Genomic DNA, 15,587 nt, shown 5'->3' with positions numbered 1-15,587 from the left:
ATTGGGTAGTAAATTATCACCAATATCAAAAGGGTTTCTCGTTTTGATTTTTCTCATACTCTATGCACCGATTTTCTTTTTAGTCTTTTACTCATTTAACAGCGGTGGAACGATGTATGACTTTAAAGGGTTCACCATGGAGTGGTACAAGGAGCTGTTCCAAGATACAAGACTGTTGATCATTGTATTGAATACGCTTGTGATCGCTTTATTATCTGCACTGATCGCCACGATCATTGGGGTGATTGGAGCCATTGGAATTCGTTCCTTTACGAGCAGTAAGGCTAGGAATACGGTATTGTCATTGAATAATGTATTGATTGTCAGTCCCGATGTGATCATCGGTGCTTCCTTCCTGATTCTATTCACAATGGCTGGGATCAAGCTTGGATTCTACTCAGTACTGTTGTCGCATATCGCCTTCAGCATCCCGATCGTTGTGCTGCTGGTCCTTCCGAAACTTCAGGAAATGAGCCCTACCTTAATTGATGCGGCCAGAGATTTAGGGGCAAGCCGGTGGGATGTATTGACGAAGGTCATCCTGCCATACATCTTACCAGGTATCTTTGCTGGTTTTTTTATGGCTTTGACTTATTCACTTGATGATTTTGCGGTTACGTTCTTTGTGACCGGTAATGGCTTCTCCACTCTATCAGTGGAAATCTATTCATTGGCCCGCCGTGGGATTTCATTGAATATCAATGCACTATCGACACTGCTGTTCGCCGTGACACTATTGTTGGTTGTCGTTTATTACTTTATAACTCAACGTGTAAGGCAAACGGGAATGGGGGGGAAACGATGAAAAGGCTGGTCCAAATGTTTTTAATCATTTCCCTCGTATCCGCCTTGCTGCTATATGCAATTTCAAGATTGAACTCATCACAGGGGTTTACGAGCAGTAATACGCTTACCATCTATAATTGGGGCGATTACATCGATACGGATCTAATCAAACGTTTTGAAGAAGAAACGGGTATAAAGGTCATTTATGAGACGTTCGATTCAAATGAGGCAATGATGACTAAAATCGAGCAGGGCGGTACGACTTATGATATTGCCATTCCATCTGAGTATATGATTGATAAGATGAGACAAGAAGACTTGCTGGTTCCCTTGGATCATTCCAAGCTACCAAATTTGAAAAATATCGACGAGCGGTTCATCAATCTGCCATTCGATCCGGAGAATAAATATTCCGTGCCATATTTCTGGGGAACAGTTGGAATTGTTTACAACTCCAAGATGCTCGGTGGCAAAGAGATAAAGGCTTGGGCGGATTTATGGGATAAAGATTTAAAAAATGAAATCCTTTTGACGGATGGGGCTAGAGAAGTGATGGGCATGGGCCTGAACTCTTTGAATTATTCATTGAATGATACCGATGAAGCTCACCTTCAAGAGGCAAAATCCAAGCTTGATGCACTCACTCCGAATATTAAAGCGATCGTTGGAGATGAAAGCCGCATGCTATTGGAAACCCAGGAAGCGGCGATTGGTCTGGTTTGGTCTGGAGTGGCTTCTGAAATCATGGCTGAAAATGAAGATCTCGAATATGTGGTTCCAAAAGAGGGGTCGAATCTGTGGTTTGATAATATGGTCATTCCGAGAACGACCAAAAATGTCGATGCGGCTCACCAATTCATCAATTTCATGCTGGACCCAAAAGTTGCGGCACAGAATGCTGAATATGTAAGCTACTCGACCCCTAATAAAGAAGCACTGAAATATATGCCTGAAGAAGTGGTGAAGGATGAACGTTTCTATCCATCACCAGAACTGACAGAGAAGCTGGAAGTGTACGAAAACCTTGGGAAGAAAAACTTGGCCCATTACAACGAACTCTTCCTTGAGTTTAAGATGCATCGTAAATAACAGAAAAAGCATGGTGTAAAGGTATCCCCCTTATACCATGCTTTTTTTTCTAAGTTTTTGACAAGATGATCTCCGTTGCTTCACCTTCATTACCTATATATCAAAGTCAATATAACAGTATAGATCTTTGTAATAATGAATTAGGTCAGAAAATACTCTAAAATATCAGTTGGGATATAAGTATGTTAGTATAATGATGGGATTAGTGAATACCACAGGTGGAACTAATCTTTTTAAGGATTAATTAATATTTCCAAGCTATCATAATAGAAAAAGTAAGGGAGAGCATTCATGAAACTATTAAGAAGCACGAAGGCATATGTTTGGGCAGGGAGCATTTTAATCATTGCCGGGATCATGGCATTTGCGATGATTTCGTCTACGGATAAGACAATGGCAAGTATCGATGGCGAGAAAATCAGTAAGGATGAGCTGTATGACGAGCTTGTTAAAGGGTACGGAGCAGATACATTAGACCTGTTGATTACGAATAAATTGGTTGAAATGGAAGCGAAAAAAGAAGGAATTAAAATTAAGGATGAAGAAATCCAGAAAGAAATAGATGTTATGGCTGAGTCCTATGGTGATGAAAAGGCTTTAAAAGAGCAATTGGAAGCAAGCGGTTCGTCCATGGAAGCCTTGAAAAATGACATCGTGGTTTATCTGCAAACGAAAAAAATGATCGAACCGAGAATTACCGTGACAGATGATGAAATCAGTACGTATTTTGAAGATAATAAAGATACATTTGCAAAACCTGAACAAGTGGAGGCCAGTCATATTTTAGTCGAGGACGAAAAAACGGCTAAAAAGGTTGCGAAGGAAATTGCAGAGGGCGGCGACTTTGCTAAATTGGCAGCTGAATATTCTACTGATACGCAAACGGCGGATAACGGTGGAAGCTTAGGATATTTTGGAAAAGGTGATATGGTGGAAGAATTCGATGATGTTGCCTTTAATCTTGATATAGACAAAGTCAGTGAACCAGTCAAAACCGATTATGGTTATCACATCATAAAAGTAACCGGTAAGAAGGAAGCAAAAAAAGCTAATTTAGAAGACAGTAAAGAAGTAATTAAGGCAACGCTTCTTTCTGAGAGATTACAAGAGGAATATCCAGCTTGGTTAGCTGAAGTGAAAAAGGATCATGAGATAACGAATAAATTAGAGGGTTCTGAATAAGGCTATCAAGTGAAATGATATATGGAAAAACAAAAAGCTGGGGCGTAATGCCTCAGCTTTTATATATATTAGAAGTTAGATGAAATAGATTTTTCATTGGATAATCCTGATTTTGTAACAATATCATCGCTCTCTTTTTCACTTTTTTTATTATCTGAGTTCAATGATTGTGTTGGTGTTTCTTTCAGTTGTTTACCGGCAACGACCACTTTTGAGCTGATGTCCTTTAATTCATTTGTTGCGTCCTTAGCTGTACCAAGGGCGTTAGTGGAGATATCTTTTACTTCGGATACTTTACCCACCACGTCTTCATTGACAGTTTCATATAAGCTTTCAACGTCATTAATTGCCTCTTTAATCGTCTCTGTTGCGCCTTTGACTCCTGATACCATTTGTTCCTTCATTTCGCCGGGATTCTCCTTGACCTGTTCAATCATATTCTTGGAGTTGTCTTTTAAAAGGACGGCTGAACGCTTTACTTTATTTCTTGTGTTGGAGTCAAGCAAGGTTAACGCACCACCAACAAGTCCTCCAATTAGAATCCCTTTTAACAGTTTGCCATTCGTTTGAGTTTCGATAGTTGTTTGAGTCATTTATATTTCCTCCTTTATAATAGTAGATTGTTTGCTTACTTTGGTTTTCCCTTATTTACCATAAGTTAAACTGGAAATGTAAATCGATATGGTAAATACAACAGTAGTAAGCTACATAGAGTTTAATGACTGAACTACTTTTTGAGAGGTGCAATGATGTTGATTGATCGGTACATGAAAGCTTCCTTTTATGTCAATAAGTTGGGGGAACTTTTGCTGCCATGATGCCGGCGGGGGTTTTATCGCTCTTGGAGATTGCCACGTTATTGGTGGGACTTGTTTTATATGCGTTTGTCATATTGCCATTGTTTATCCCAGTAATGGTTGCGACGTTTGGAATCGCGAATTGGTGGCCTTTTTTGAAAAAAAGAAGTAAAAGGGAGTACCTCTTAAAATAAAGAAGGCATTCGAATGAATGCCTTCTTTATTATTTTGATCATGTGGAACATAAAAGCTTATGTATGCTTTTTTTTCTATATCGATTCACAATTGGGGAATTCTTGTTTTATATTTCGTAATTAATTTTTGATTGTGTTCATCTGCCCCTTCGATATTACTGCTTAGAAATACGGGAGGGGTCACTCCTGATTCAATAATCGTTTCAATGACTTGTGTGAAAATCATATTGAGGAGGACGGCTCCGATTACGGTCGATCCGGAACCAAAGGATATATTATTTGATTTCAGTAATGTGTCACCTTTGGAAATATGATTGTCTATGACCAAATCAACGACATCGTGGAGATAATGCTTCTGTTTATGCCGTGAAGGACAACTGTTAGCATACTCCGGTGATGTAAGTCCAATGACAAAGGCGCCCTTTTCTTTTGCGATTATAGCGACATCGATGGGTACGGGATTCACACCAGACGATGAAATGACAATACAGACATCGCCAGGACGGATATCCTCATCAAGCATGAATTTCTCAGATAGGTCATTTTGCCTTTCAAGTTGCGATGACCTAGATGCTCCCTTAAAAAGCATTAAATCTTCAACGAAAATAGGATGAATGGCGGCTAACCCACCTGCCCGGTAGAATACCTCTTCCGTCAAAATATGAGAATGTCCGCTTCCGAATAGATGAATGACTCCATCCGACATCACTGCTCTTGAGATATGTTCCACAGATTCCTTAATAGAATGCTTTTCCTGTTCAACCACAGTTGATAGTAAAGCCTGCACTTCTTCAAAATATGAGTTCATATATGACACCCTCCGATTACCTTTAGCAAGAAAAGATTATAGTGATGGCAAAAATATTCAAGTTACCTGGTTATAGTGATAGTGAACTTATACCTGTCTGCACGATAAGCCGATTTAACATATTCAAGAGGAGTTCCATCTATTAAGAATGTATTCCTTTGAATGAATAATATGGGTGAGTGCTTTGGGATCGCTAAATGGGTCACTTCTAATTCAGAAGCAATCGATGATTCCAATGTTTGTGAAGCATAGTCTATTTTAAGTTTAATGTAATTCTCCACATATTGGTAAAGGGAAAGGTTAATGATTTCTTCCGTTAGTCCTTTAATTAAATTAGCAGACATGTACACGGTCTCGAGTGCCATGGGATCATCATCAGCCAAGCGAATGCGTTTTATTTCATAAACGGGAGCATAAAGGGAAATGTGCAATTCACTGGCAATTTTCTTATTAGCAGGAATGATTTCAAAGCTCAATAGCTTACTGCTTGGATTTAACCCCCTGGCTTTCATATCCTCTGTAAAGCTGGTCAGCCCATTGAGCTGCTGCTCCAACTTCTTATCGGCAACAAAGGTTCCCCGGCCCTTTTGCCGATATAAGTATCCGGCATTAACCAAATTATTTATGGCTTGCCGGACGGTCATCCGGCTAATTTCGAATTGCTCGGCATATTCACGTTCAGAAGGAAGGGCATTGTGCGCTTGGAACTCACCGTTTTCTATTTGTCTTTTTATTTGTTCTTCGATTTGAAAATAAATCGGAAGAGGTGAGTTTTTATCAATCATCGACTTTCGCTCCTTTTAGGGTATTATCACTCCGGATAACGCTTTTTGGTCTGCGATAATTGTAACATTATTATGTTTTTTTAGGATAGATGCAGGGAATTCCTCTGAAACGTCATCGTGTATCAATCTCTTCAAGGTTTCGGCTTTTTCTTCGCCAGATATCAGCAGCAGAATTTCTTTACTCTTCATAATTGTTGAAATTCCCATCGTAACGGCATGTGTGGGAACTTCGTCTATGGAGTCGAAATAACGTGCATTCGCTTGGCGCGTTGAATCTTCAAGTGTCACTACATGTGTACCGGATGTGAAAGAAGTTCCAGGTTCATTAAAACCAATATGGCCATTTTGCCCAATGCCAAGTATCTGAAGGTCGATCCCTCCCGCGGAATCAATCATTTCGTCATACCGTTTACATTCTCCGGTGGTGTCATCGGCTGTGCCATTTGGAATGTGAGTGCGCTCTTCATTTATATTGATGTGAGTAAATAAGGAGTCATCCATATAATAATGATAGCTGTTTGGATCATTTGGATTTAAACCGATATACTCATCAAGATTAAAAGATGTTACATTTTCATAAGAAGTATTATTACGCACATAATCTTCAATCAAATTATCATACATCCCTTTAGGGGTACCGCCTGTTGCAAGGCCCAATTTGATATCCGGATTTCCTTTGACTTTTCCGATTACTATTTCTGCGGCTGTCCGGCTCATTTCTGCGTAGTCCTGCACTTTAATGATATTCATTATACATTCTCCTTTTTAAAAGCTAATTTACCCCTGCAGAACGTCATTTCCACGTCCAATCGGTCATTCAATATAACAAGGTCGGCGTCTTTGCCGATATTGATGCTTCCTTTTCTGTCATAAATCCGAAGCTGTTTGGCAGGATTTTCTGCCGTCATTTTTATAATGTCAGTCATGGAACAATCGGTATATTGCAAGGTGTTCTTAATGGCATCGTTCATTTTCAATATACTGCCAGCTAGTGTACCGTTTGAAAGAGTTGCTGTCGTTTCATTAACATACACAGGCTGACCGCCTAAATCATAGGTGCCCTTTTCAAGCCATTTGGCACGAAGAGAGTCCGTTATCAATATCATACGGTCACTAGTAATTTGGTTAAAAGCTAACTTCACCATTTCTGGCCTGCAGTGAATCCCGTCAGCAATAAGTTCAACAAACAGCTCGTCTCGAAGATAAGCAGCGCCCAATACACCAGGTTCGCGGTGATGGAGTCCCCGCATTCCATTGTAAAGATGTGTAACGTGGGTAGTCCCTGCCTGAATTGCCTCATCTATTTGGTCATACGTTGCATCTGAATGTCCAATGGAAGCGACTATGCCTGTCCCCCTTAAGTGAGTGGCAAGATCTAATCCATTTGGTTGTTCAGGTGCAAGTGTTACAAGTTTGATTTGATTTTGTGCCATTTCCTGCCATCTTTTGAATAAAGGGACATCAGGATCAACGATATACTCCTCAGGCTGTGCTCCTTTACGGGCTGGTGAAATGAAAGGACCTTCTAAATGAATCCCAACTATTTCAGCGTGTTCTTGTGTTTGGTTTTGGATATATTTACCTGCGTTAAGAAGTGCTGATTCAATGGCTTCGGTCGATTGAGTCATTGTAGTGGCCAGAAAGCTTGTGGTTCCTTCTCGTGGAAGTGTTTCTGCCATTGTGGATAATGCTTCATATGTGGCATCCATTGCATCGGAATTGGATGCTCCATGAATATGAATGTCGATGGCACCGGGAATTACCTGATAATCTGATGAAAGAGTAATTACCTTAACATCATCTTCATGTTTATATTGGTTTACTGGACCAACTTCGGCAATTTTTCCATCAACTACTTTAATGTACCCATTTTTGTATGTTTCTTTTTCGCTATGAACTATCAGATCATTAATAATGAATGTTTTCATACATAATCTCCTTTATGAAAGTAAAACTTAATACTTAATGAATGAGTCAGGAATTGGTCTCTTATAATTTGCCCTCATTTTATCGTTTTTATTTATAGTTGTCTAGACCAGTTGAAGGGGAAATGATGTTTTCTTCTTATATTCTAAGAATATAGTATATTTCCAAGTAAATTGGTATAGACATCTATATATTTTCTGTGCTAGTATAAGCCAAAGAAAAATTATTCTATTGACAAAATGAAAACGCTTTATATGTCGTGTCTATTCTGCTGAATCAAAAGATGTTAGGAACAAAGGAGATGAGTTAGATGTTAAATTTTCTACAAAAAATTGGGAAAGCTTTGATGTTACCAATTGCTGTTTTACCAGCAGCTGCTTTAGTGCTTCGGTTAGGGCAACCGGATTTACTTGATATTGAATTTATGGCTGCCGCAGGAAAAGCGATTTTTGATAATCTTGCCATACTGTTCGCTTTAGGTATAGCGATAGGATTATCAAAAGATGGTAGCGGTGCAGCCGCATTAGCTGGTCTTGTTGGTTATTTTGTTTTGACGAATGGTACACAAGCAATTAATAAAGATATCGACATGGCTGTTTTAGGAGGTATTATATCGGGTATAGTTGCTGCCTTCCTTTATAATAGATACTCTGAGATAAGACTACCTGAATGGCTTGGCTTCTTTTCAGGGAAACGATTTGTTCCGATCATCACATCTCTGGCGATGATTTTACTTGCGGGAATATTCGGTTTTGTATGGCCTCCGATTCAAGATGTAATCAATAACGTTGGAGACTGGATTACAGGTGCAGGAGCATTGGGTGCCGGCGTATTTGGCGTATTGAATCGCTTATTGCTTCCAGTAGGTTTACATCACGTCTTGAATAGTTTGGTTTGGTTTGTATTTGGTGAATACAATGGAGCAACTGGTGATATAAATCGTTTCTTCAAGGGTGATCCAACTGCTGGGCCTTTCATGACTGGTTTTTTCCCAATCATGATGTTCGGCCTTCCAGCTGCAGCATTAGCGATGATTGCAGCTGCTAAGAAAGAGAAACGTAAATTGGTGACGGGGATGCTACTCGGGTTAGCTTTCACTTCGTTCTTAACAGGAATCACTGAACCGATTGAATTTCTGTTCATGTTCATCGCACCAGTGTTATATGTAATACATGCCCTATTAACCGGGGTATCCCTGGCACTTGCTGTTATGTTAGATATCCATCATGGTTTTGGATTCTCTGCAGGAGCCCTTGATTATTTCTTGAACTTTGGCATTGCGCAAAAACCACTATGGTTAATACCGATTGGCTTAGCATACGCTGTCGTTTACTTCGTGATTTTCTATTTTGTTATCAAGATCATGGATTTAAAAACACCTGGCCGTGAAGATGATGAGGAAGATGTGGAAGAAGAAACTATTGTGAAAACAGGGGACAAATATACCGATATGGGATCGCTTTTCATTCAAGATCTTGGCGGAAAAGAAAATATAAAGCTAATTGATAACTGTGCAACACGCTTACGTTTAGAAGTTGCCGATACAGGTAATGTGAATGAAGCCGCCTTAAAAAGGCATGGTGCGCGCGGTGTAATGAAATTGAATAAATCAAGTGTGCAAGTCATTGTTGGAACGAATGTTGAATTTGTTGCAAATGCAATGAAACAACTTGTCAAAAATGGTGTCGATCCAATCCAAGTGAAAACAGATCCATCTGCACAAGTGGCAGAGGAAAGAGTGGAAGAAAACCAAGCTTTGGGAGCAAATGACTTTGTCCTTCCATTTGAAGGAACCGTTTTACCGATAGAACAAGTTCCCGATCAAGTATTTGCGATGAAAATGATGGGCGATGGCTTTGCTATCGAGCCAGTCAATGGGAAACTAGTATCACCAATCGATGGGGAAGTGCTTAGTATCTTCCCAACAAATCATGCATTGGGATTGAAAATGAATAATGGACTGGAAATTCTGATCCATGTTGGCTTAGATACAGTTAAATTAAATGGAGAAGGCTTTACATCTCTTGTGCAAGAAGGTCAAAGGATAACAAAAGGAACACCTCTTTTGGAAATTGATTTAGATTTCATAAAACGGAATGCTCCGTCGACGGTCACTCCTATCATATTCACTAACTTACCAGAAGGAACGGCAGTGAAATTGCAAAAGGCAGGGATCCAGAAACAAAACACTCCAGGTATCATTCAGTTGGAAAAACTATAAAATGATAGGTGCAAATTTAGAAAAAGGGTTGTCGACCGACAGCCCTTTTTTATGCTGAAGTCCATTCACATTTAGAGAGTGGACGTAATTTCCTTCTGGTTCATTCCCTTTTCTTCACTTCTTGGTTTTAAGGCTCGCTTCCGAATATAATCAAAAAAAGAGCCTGTTCGATTCAAACAGGCTCTACACATAGAGTAGGTCTTATAAACACTCCGCAGAAAATAGTGTTAAGCATTCTAGCATACGCTGGTTATTTCTGAAGCATCAACGATACGCTGTACTTCTGATCCATCGAGTGTCTCTTTTTTCAATAACTCATTAACGAGCTTATCATACTGTTGGCGATTCGTATCAATCAACATTTCCGTTTCAGAAATCGCTTTGGTGAATAATTCCTGCATCTTTTGCTCCTTCTCGCCTTTATTAAAGGTGAGGGTGAATCCATCTTGAAGCATTCCGGTATCGACCATTTGTTCAAGTAGATGTTTCGCTTGCTGTACATCTCCGCCTACACCAATGCTGTGTTCCCCTAAATACATTCTTTCCGCCACGCCGCCCGCTAAAATCATTTTGACTTGATCAAGCAATTCGCTTGCTGTAGCTAGATGGAGTTCTTTTGGTATCGGCGCTACATATCCAAGGGCTTCCCCACGCGGAATGATGGTCGCCTTTCGAACAGAACCAGGCTTTGTCAAAGCTGCAATCAGGGCATGTCCACTTTCATGAATGGCCACACGCCGCTTCGTATCTACATCATTCAAAGTGCGTGATGTGGCTCCAAGTATCGTACGGTCAATGGCATAATCAAGATCTTGTTTACGAATCATATCCTGTTCATTCCTCAGGGCATGACGTGAGGCAGTATCGAATAGAGAACTTAAGTCAGCACCGGAGAAACCGGATGTACTTTCAGCCAATTCATCCAAGGAGGCAAGGACATCTGTTGCTAAATGCTTTCCCTTCGTATGGATATCGATGATTTCCCTTCTTCCTTGTGTATCTGGAAGTGGGACTTGGAAAGAGAAATCGATCCTGCCCGGACGTAGAAATGCCTCATCGAGCATATCTTTCCGGTTGGTCGCTGCAATAAATAAAATGCCTTCATTTGGATGGCCTCCATCCAATTGCACAAGCAGTTCAGTTAACGTTTTTTCGCCTTCTTCGCCGCCATGAGCTTTCCTTTTGCCGGCCAACGCGTCCACTTCATCAATGAAAATGACAGCAGGCGATTGCTTACGTGCATTTTGGAAAAGACTGCGGACACGGGCTGCACCGACTCCAACGAACATTTCGTTGAAGGCTGAACCGCTCGTAGAGAAGAAGTTTGCACCAAGCTCTTTTGCGATTGCCTGGGCAAGCAGCGTTTTCCCCGTCCCAGGGGGGCCGTATAATAAAATGCCTTGAGGCGGCTTAATTCCAATCTTTGCTGAACGTTCAGGTTCTTTTAGTGTAGTGAGCGTCTGTAGAATTTCCTGTTTTATTTCGGTTTGCAAACCGCCTACATCATCCATGGTTATCTCTGGTAGAGGCTTAGGGGTGGAAAGGCTTTGTTTCTTGCTGCCGATCCGTAATCCGCCTTTTGATCTTTTCTGTATAATGACACCGGTTGTGACGAGAGCCGCCATCAATCCGCCTAAAATCCATAATGCTGATTTATTAGTTGATGAAAAAGAATATTGAACGTTATATGTTTCGACAAGTTTATTGATCATTTGACTGTTGGGAGGAATACTAGAAACGTATTCTCCATCTGGTGTGGAGATGTGAAGAGTGCCATTCTTTTTTTCTTCAATGGCGACAGGGGCTCCATTTTGAGCTTTAATTGTCTTTTCTACAGAAGAAAAAGGAATGACCATATCCTTTGACTGTGTAACAACATACCAACTGATTCCAGCAATTATCACAATGAAAGCCGTCAAGAACGGCAGCAACTTCGAAACTAATTTAGAGTTCGAATTCAAATTTTCATCTCCTTTAAGAATATATATTCAGTATAGAATTTTTAAACGTGTAATCTATAGGTCTTTGTACCTTAAAATTAAGGTAAATAATGTCAGAGTAAAGAAATATCATTTAAGGAATGACAATTTTAGGGCTGGACTCCGTAATTTAGGGATATTTATTCTAACCTGCATATTAGACTTTTTAAATGCGAAATGCTAAAGTGAAATGGTCTAAGTCATGAAAAAATAAAATGGTAGAAGAGTGTGAAGTTCTATGAGTAAATTTATAAAAGACTATATGATTACGATGAAGGATATCGTTAGAGAAGGGGATCCAATTCTGCGTCAGGTAACGGATGAAGTTAGCCTGCCGATTTCGGATGAAGATCGTGAAACGTTGGAATGCATGATGCAATACCTTAAAAATAGCCAGGACCCAAAACTCCAAAAGAAGTACAACTTGCGTGAAGGCGTTGGGTTGTCTGCAAATCAGATAGGCTTGAATAAACGCATGTTCGTCATGTATTTTCCAGACGAAAAGGGGAATCTGTTTGAATATGCCCTTGTGAATCCGAAAATTATCAGTCATTCTGCCACAATGATCTATTTACCGCAAAGTGAGGGCTGCCTTTCTGTCGATCGTGATATTAAAGGATATGTACCGCGTTATGAACGGGTTAAAATAAAAGCGGTGGACGGTAATGGTGAGGAAATAGAGATGCGGCTGAAGGGTTTTGCTGCGATCGTTTTTCAACATGAGCTAGATCATTTGAACGGGATGATGTTTTATGACCGGATCAATACCGAGAACCCTTTCAAGCTTCCGGAAAACGTGGAAGTGAAAAGTTTATAAAAAACCAAAAAAGGCAAAGCGCCATGCTTTGCCTTTTTTCTGTTTTAAGGCCGAGGAGCTATTTCCTCTGCCATATACTTCCGCAAATCATAGAATATAGCCATACTCATTTGCTGATACCCTTCGGAAGTGAGGTGGATGCCATCATCACTAATCAAGAGACCCAAGTCGCCGGAGGACTTAATATGGGAACGGACATCAATCAAAGGCACCTTAAGTTCTTCAGCAAGGTTTTTCAATTGGCGATTATACATCCCATGCCAATGTTCAATACCTCCGACATGGGAAACGAAATGCCCGATAGAATGCCCGAATTTATCAGCTATAGATCTGTAATACCTGGCAGGGTCCAAAGGTGGGAGAGTTAAAAGGAAAGGTGTTACATGCTCGTCCTGAACCTGCTTGACAAGTTGTGTGATATTTTCCAGATAACGTTCGATTGGAACGATGGGCTCATGGTTACCTTCTGGATTTTTGGCTACTTCTTCCCAATGGAAGTTACAGTCGTTTCCACCGACCTCTATTAATACGATATCGGGATTTTCTGACATCACGTCTTTCTCGATTCGGCTAACCAACAGGTCGGAGTTGTCATTGAAAACCCCTTTATTCAAAACTTCCACGAAAGGAAATGATTCTGTAAGCTTAGCTAAAGAGTTCGGATAATTTTCTTTAATAATGCGAAGCCGTCCCTTAACATAAGAAATGCCTCTGGTTAAACTGTCACCAAAACATACGATCTTCAAACTTCTCACCTCGGTATGTGAATGTGTTACTTATATTTTAGTAGTAGACTGATTTTTCGGCAATCTTCATCTCCTAAATAGAAGGGATGAAATAATAAAAAGCGCTGGAAGTCCAGCGCTTTTTATTATAATGATTCCTCATTTGAAGTTGTTTTCACTCTTGTTTTTCCCATAAAGAATACAGTGATTGCTGCAAGACCAATCGGAATGAGGGCCAAGGTGAATATTAGTGAAATCGAATCGGACATCGCATGAACGATTTTATCCAGGACAAAGTCGGGAATCTCGGCACGTGCGTCCGATTGGAAGAGTTGACGTGGGTCCTCGATTAATCCGGCTGTATCCGGGCTTCCTTTCATACCTTTAAATGCATCCGCCATTTTACTTGTGAACACATTGTTCTGAATCGCTCCATAAATCGTTACACCGAGTGTCATCCCAAAAGAACGAAGGAATGAGTTTGTTGAGTTGGCAGACCCCCGGAATCTTGGTTCCAAATTGTGAATGGAGGCAATAGGCAAAAGGGAGAAGGAAAAGCCCATGCCAAACCCAGTCAGAATCATGTACAAAGTTAATAAAGTCCTGCTGGTATCAGGAGTAATGGTCCCTAATAAAAGCATCCCTGAAAAATAGCAGATAACAGAAATCGTCATTAAGTTGCGAAAGCTTGTCTTTGTATTGAATATCCCGCCAATTGCACTGCCGAATACCGAACCGAGCATCATAGGGGTAAGGATCAATCCGGCATTCGTTGCGGAACCACCGTAAACCGCTTGTACGAAAATCGGGATATAAACGGTTAAAATAATGAATGTACCGCCATAAAGAATGGCTAAAATTTGAGAAGTGGCAAATAATCGCCTTTTAAAAAGCCATAATGAGATGATTGGATCCTTTGCCCTTTTTTCGAAAAAGAAAAAGGAAATGAAGAAAACCACAAAGCTAGCAAACAGACCTATGATAGGTGAGGAACCCCAGCCATACTCTCCGCCCAGTTCGAGAGCGAACATTAAGCTGATAACGGCAATGACAAGAGTTGCTGCACCACCCCAATCAATTTTTTGCTCTTGGGTGTTGGCTGACTCCCTGTAATATTTCCAGATGAAAAATAAAGAGATGATTCCAATCGGAACATTGACGTAGAAAATCCAGTTCCAGCTGGAATATTCGGTAATATAAGCACCTAAAAGTGGTCCCAATACGCTGGAGGCCCCAAATACAGCACCAAAAAGCCCTGTCAATTTTCCCCGTTTCTCAGGTGGGAAAATATCGAAAATGATCGTAAAGGCGATTGGCATCAAAGCTCCTCCGCCTATACCTTGGATGGCACGGAAGATACTTAACTGCACTATGCTCTGAGCCATACCGCATAAAGCGGAACCGATTAAAAAGACTATGAGTCCAAAAATGAAAAACCTTTTTCTTCCATACATGTCGGAAAGCTTACCGAAAATCGGCATACTTGCCATCGTGGCGACCATATAGGCAGATGTTACCCATACAAACTTATCGAACCCGCCTAAATCAGAAACGATCGTTCCCATTGCAGTCGCAACAATCGTATTATCCATTGCTGACATCAAGATACCCAATAATAAACCGGCAACAATGAATCTTTGTTTTTTTTGATCGTTCATTTATTTTCCTCCTTCGCATCAACCAGCTCATGAATTTCCTTTACATGGTTGAAGGGTAAACGTTAAGATGAAACAAAACATTTATCTTGAAAATCAAGATAAATTCAAGTGTAAAAGGGGTGGCATTTTATGTCAAGCGATAATGGGGCGAATGCAGCTCTGTTAGAGATTTTAACACACAGTTTGCAAAGGTATGGAATGAGATCCGTTTTATTTCAACAAAACATGGCTCAGAAAATTGGGGTGTCCCATACAGATCTAAAAAGTGCTGAAATATTGAATGAAACAGGACCAATAACTGCTGGTGAACTATCCAAAATTACAGGATTGAGTACGGGCTCGGTTACGGCACTGATCAATCGCCTTGAGAAATCCGGTTATGTTAAAAGAGAACGAGATCATATGGACGGAAGACGGGTAATGATTACACTGATATCCGAAAGACAGGATCATATTAAATCACACTATCAATCACTCTCTATGGCCACCAAAGATTTATGTTCCGCTTATAATGAGCAAGAGCTAATATTTATCACTCAATTTGTTCGGGACATCACAAAAATCATGGACAAAGAAAATGACAAGTTAATGAGTGATCGTTAGAGGTAGCTTAAGGCTGC

14 protein-coding genes and 1 pseudogene are annotated in these 15,587 nt (G+C 40.3%); 7 read left to right on the top strand and 8 right to left on the bottom strand.

All coding sequences use genetic code 11. The features are described from left to right. Position 1 precedes the first annotated feature (1 nt). The 3 genes from ACQKKK_RS22060 to ACQKKK_RS22050 all read left to right on the top strand — a co-directional run bounded on the left by ACQKKK_RS22060 (position 2) and on the right by ACQKKK_RS22050 (position 3,057). The gene (locus ACQKKK_RS22060) at positions 2–805 is read left to right on the top strand and encodes an ABC transporter permease (protein WP_427619126.1); all 804 of its coding nucleotides are present in this window, start codon (positions 2–4) and stop codon (positions 803–805) included. Next, on the top strand, positions 802–1,875 hold the full coding sequence (locus ACQKKK_RS22055; RefSeq protein ID WP_427619124.1) for an ABC transporter substrate-binding protein: 1,074 nt from the start codon (positions 802–804) through the stop codon (positions 1,873–1,875). The genes ACQKKK_RS22060 and ACQKKK_RS22055 overlap by 4 nt, the downstream gene beginning before the upstream one ends. A 291-nt stretch (positions 1,876–2,166) precedes the next feature. Beyond that, entirely contained in the window at positions 2,167–3,057 is an 891-nt protein-coding gene (locus tag ACQKKK_RS22050; protein WP_427619122.1) for a peptidylprolyl isomerase, read from the top strand. Between the two features lie 68 nt (positions 3,058–3,125). Here the strand turns inward: ACQKKK_RS22050 and ACQKKK_RS22045 are convergent, their stop codons facing one another. Next, the gene (locus ACQKKK_RS22045; RefSeq protein ID WP_427619121.1) at positions 3,126–3,650 is read right to left on the bottom strand and encodes a YtxH domain-containing protein; all 525 of its coding nucleotides are present in this window, start codon (positions 3,648–3,650) and stop codon (positions 3,126–3,128) included. A 200-nt stretch (positions 3,651–3,850) separates the two neighbouring features. Between ACQKKK_RS22045 and ACQKKK_RS22040 the strand changes: the two are divergent. Continuing rightward, positions 3,851–4,048, top strand: a pseudogene (locus ACQKKK_RS22040) (hypothetical protein); the annotation flags it as partial. Between the two features lie 85 nt (positions 4,049–4,133). On the opposite strand, the gene ACQKKK_RS22035 reads toward ACQKKK_RS22040, so the two are convergent. The 4 genes from ACQKKK_RS22035 to nagA all read right to left on the bottom strand — a co-directional run bounded on the left by ACQKKK_RS22035 (position 4,134) and on the right by nagA (position 7,569). Next, positions 4,134–4,856, bottom strand: coding sequence for an SIS domain-containing protein (locus ACQKKK_RS22035; protein ID WP_427619119.1), 723 nt, complete (start codon positions 4,854–4,856; stop codon positions 4,134–4,136). Positions 4,857–4,918: 62 nt separating this feature from the next. Then, the gene (locus ACQKKK_RS22030; protein ID WP_427619117.1) at positions 4,919–5,641 is read right to left on the bottom strand and encodes a GntR family transcriptional regulator; all 723 of its coding nucleotides are present in this window, start codon (positions 5,639–5,641) and stop codon (positions 4,919–4,921) included. Positions 5,642–5,656: 15 nt separating this feature from the next. Further along, positions 5,657–6,391, bottom strand: coding sequence for a glucosamine-6-phosphate deaminase (gene nagB / locus ACQKKK_RS22025; RefSeq protein ID WP_427619116.1), 735 nt, complete (start codon positions 6,389–6,391; stop codon positions 5,657–5,659). Beyond that, positions 6,391–7,569: an N-acetylglucosamine-6-phosphate deacetylase gene (gene nagA / locus ACQKKK_RS22020; RefSeq protein ID WP_427619114.1), complete on the bottom strand. Its 1,179-nt coding sequence runs from the start codon at positions 7,567–7,569 to the stop codon at positions 6,391–6,393. Before nagA ends, nagB begins: the two co-directional genes overlap by 1 nt. 308 nt (positions 7,570–7,877) lie before the next feature. Here nagA and nagE point away from each other — a divergent pair, with 308 nt between their 5' ends. After that, positions 7,878–9,788, top strand: a complete 1,911-nt coding sequence (gene nagE / locus ACQKKK_RS22015) for an N-acetylglucosamine-specific PTS transporter subunit IIBC (protein ID WP_427619112.1) — start codon at positions 7,878–7,880, stop codon at positions 9,786–9,788. A 236-nt stretch (positions 9,789–10,024) separates the two neighbouring features. Here the strand turns inward: nagE and ACQKKK_RS22010 are convergent, their stop codons facing one another. Then, on the bottom strand, positions 10,025–11,749 hold the full coding sequence (locus ACQKKK_RS22010) for an AAA family ATPase (protein WP_427619110.1): 1,725 nt from the start codon (positions 11,747–11,749) through the stop codon (positions 10,025–10,027). Between the two features lie 256 nt (positions 11,750–12,005). Between ACQKKK_RS22010 and def the strand changes: the two genes are divergently transcribed. Continuing rightward, complete coding sequence (def, locus tag ACQKKK_RS22005; protein ID WP_427619108.1) at positions 12,006–12,584, top strand: peptide deformylase; 579 nt, start codon at positions 12,006–12,008, stop codon at positions 12,582–12,584. Positions 12,585–12,628: 44 nt separating this feature from the next. On the opposite strand, the gene ACQKKK_RS22000 is transcribed toward def, so the two are convergent. Both ACQKKK_RS22000 and ACQKKK_RS21995 read right to left on the bottom strand, forming a co-directional pair. Continuing rightward, positions 12,629–13,330: an SGNH/GDSL hydrolase family protein gene (locus ACQKKK_RS22000; RefSeq protein ID WP_427619107.1), complete on the bottom strand. Its 702-nt coding sequence runs from the start codon at positions 13,328–13,330 to the stop codon at positions 12,629–12,631. A 125-nt stretch (positions 13,331–13,455) separates the two neighbouring features. Beyond that, positions 13,456–14,967 carry an MDR family MFS transporter gene (locus ACQKKK_RS21995; protein WP_427619105.1) on the bottom strand — a complete coding sequence of 504 codons (1,512 nt, stop codon included), beginning with the start codon at positions 14,965–14,967 and terminating at the stop codon, positions 13,456–13,458. 129 nt (positions 14,968–15,096) lie between these two features. Between ACQKKK_RS21995 and ACQKKK_RS21990 the strand changes: the two genes are divergently transcribed. Then, positions 15,097–15,570 carry a MarR family transcriptional regulator gene (locus ACQKKK_RS21990; RefSeq protein WP_427619103.1) on the top strand — a complete coding sequence of 158 codons (474 nt, stop codon included), beginning with the start codon at positions 15,097–15,099 and terminating at the stop codon, positions 15,568–15,570. Positions 15,571–15,587 lie beyond the last annotated feature (17 nt).

It is taken from the genome of Peribacillus sp. NPDC006672, assembly GCF_050274955.1.
In the GTDB taxonomy this organism is placed as follows: Bacteria; Bacillota; Bacilli; order Bacillales; family DSM-1321; genus Peribacillus.
The sequence above is the reverse complement of the archived record's forward strand: the minus strand, read 5'-3'. Positions and strand labels throughout refer to the sequence as shown.

Excerpts from the sequence above, each read along its gene's own strand:
- ACQKKK_RS22055 (WP_427619124.1), top strand. The coding sequence starts at position 802 with ATGAAAAGGCTGGTCCAAATGTTTTTAATCATTTCCCTCGTATCCGCC.
- ACQKKK_RS22030 (WP_427619117.1), bottom strand. The coding sequence starts at position 5,641 with ATGATTGATAAAAACTCACCTCTTCCGATTTATTTTCAAATCGAAGAA.
- nagB (WP_427619116.1), bottom strand. The coding sequence starts at position 6,391 with ATGAATATCATTAAAGTGCAGGACTACGCAGAAATGAGCCGGACAGCC.
- ACQKKK_RS21995 (WP_427619105.1), bottom strand. The coding sequence starts at position 14,967 with ATGAACGATCAAAAAAAACAAAGATTCATTGTTGCCGGTTTATTATTG.
- nagE (WP_427619112.1), top strand. The coding sequence starts at position 7,878 with ATGTTAAATTTTCTACAAAAAATTGGGAAAGCTTTGATGTTACCAATT.
- nagA (WP_427619114.1), bottom strand. The coding sequence starts at position 7,569 with ATGAAAACATTCATTATTAATGATCTGATAGTTCATAGCGAAAAAGAA.
- ACQKKK_RS22050 (WP_427619122.1), top strand. The coding sequence starts at position 2,167 with ATGAAACTATTAAGAAGCACGAAGGCATATGTTTGGGCAGGGAGCATT.
- ACQKKK_RS21990 (WP_427619103.1), top strand. The coding sequence starts at position 15,097 with ATGTCAAGCGATAATGGGGCGAATGCAGCTCTGTTAGAGATTTTAACA.
- ACQKKK_RS22045 (WP_427619121.1), bottom strand. The coding sequence starts at position 3,650 with ATGACTCAAACAACTATCGAAACTCAAACGAATGGCAAACTGTTAAAA.
- def (WP_427619108.1), top strand. The coding sequence starts at position 12,006 with ATGAGTAAATTTATAAAAGACTATATGATTACGATGAAGGATATCGTT.
- ACQKKK_RS22035 (WP_427619119.1), bottom strand. The coding sequence starts at position 4,856 with ATGAACTCATATTTTGAAGAAGTGCAGGCTTTACTATCAACTGTGGTT.